Source organism: Lysinibacillus sp. NPDC097287, assembly GCF_044761695.1.
Taxonomy (GTDB): Bacteria; Bacillota; Bacilli; order Bacillales_A; family Planococcaceae; genus Lysinibacillus.
Window position 1 is genome coordinate 1 of record NZ_JBIWCX010000054.1, and the last position, 1,450, is coordinate 1,450.

The window sequence follows — 1,450 nt, forward strand, 5'->3', positions numbered from 1 at the left end:
GAACTCGACCACGTGTAGGTCTGTTGAGGCATGGTGTCGTAGTGCTCGGAGAAGGCCATGGCGGCACCGCGGGGTGCCGCAGCGATCACTGCGGCACGTCGATGACTGGTTTGATCGCGAGCCGTAGGACGCCGCGAGGATAGTTCCGCCATCTAAATAGGCGAAGTTGCAGCAACCTGGACGGCGTCGACACTGAGATCACCTCGCGACCATCCGACGTCGCGGGCTGCCGGTCGGAGTCTGTTGATCGCCAGGTAATTGGGTATCCACACCGAAACGAACTATTCGAGAGGTTTTGCGGTGAAGGATGTCAGGCGAGGAATGACGGATTCCGAGCTGGTCGAGGAAGCTGCCCGGCTCGCTGAGCAGAAGGATCGGACTCGATGCGACGAAATCCGGTTGGCACTCGTTCAGGACGAGCTCGAGTCCCGGCGCCACGCATTCCGACGAGCACGGAACGGCGAGGAGACATCAACGATGAACTTTCTGCTGATCTGGTCGCGTGTGTCTTCCGGGCTCATGCCGGAGGATGTGCGTGTCTGCGGTCCGAGACAACGCTCCGTGCCGGCCCGGTGGGCACTGCCGATGAATCCCCGTCGTTGATGTTGGATTTGGAGCTGTTCGTCGGCCCGCCCTTCGCTGCCGCATTCCGTGCGGCAGTCCACTGGCTCGTCTTCGTCGGCGTTCTCTGACCACGTGCGGCAGGTGACGGTTTGGGGAAGACGGCTGATTCGCGCGATCAGCGTCTCGATCACATCGGGAATCCGAGCGAAGTCGTCGGGCGTTGAGGACGGTGCCGTTGAGGGCGATACTCTCCGGCGTCTACTGCAGGGACGTGCGAGCGCCTCGGCGGCTGTGCTCGAGTTCTTTGGTGAGGGTGCGCGCGTCATAGCTTCCGATTATTCGGCAGCCTTCGACGAAAAAGGTCGGTGTTTCTCGGGCACCACTGGACTGGGCGCTGGAAATGTCACGTTGTACGCGCTCGGCGACCGCGTCGCTGTCGAGGTCCGCGACGAACTGGTCGACGTCGAGTCCTATCTCGGCTGCATAGCCGATGAGATCGGTTCGCGCGAGCGCGTTCTGGCGGGTGAACACGAAGTCCAGCCATTCCCAGAACATGTGCTGCCGTGCTGCGGCCTCTGCTGCATGTGCGGCAACCAGTGCGTGCGGATGGATGTCCACCAGCGGTAGGTGACGGACCACGTAGCGCAGATCGTCGCCGAAGTGGACGTGCAGGTCGTCCCATCCTCCGGTGGCATGTGCGCAGAATCCACATTCGAAGTCGACGAACTCTACAAGGGTCAGCTGGGCGTCTTCGGGTCCACGAATGTGGTCGATCTCGGGATCTACGGGAGGTTCCAGCACGATGGGGAGATCGGCTTCGGCCTCACCCAGCTTGGTCGCTGCCACGCGGAAGATCACCGCACCCAGTACTGCAGCCAGCACCATG

Annotated in this window: 1 protein-coding gene; it reads right to left on the reverse strand. The window is 62.0% G+C overall.

Translation table 11 applies throughout. The annotated features are described in order from the left end of the window. Positions 1-822: 822 nt before the first annotated feature. On the reverse strand, positions 823-1,450 hold a 628-nt coding region (locus ACIQ2D_RS21965), incomplete at its 5' end, for a DsbA family protein (protein WP_263284177.1).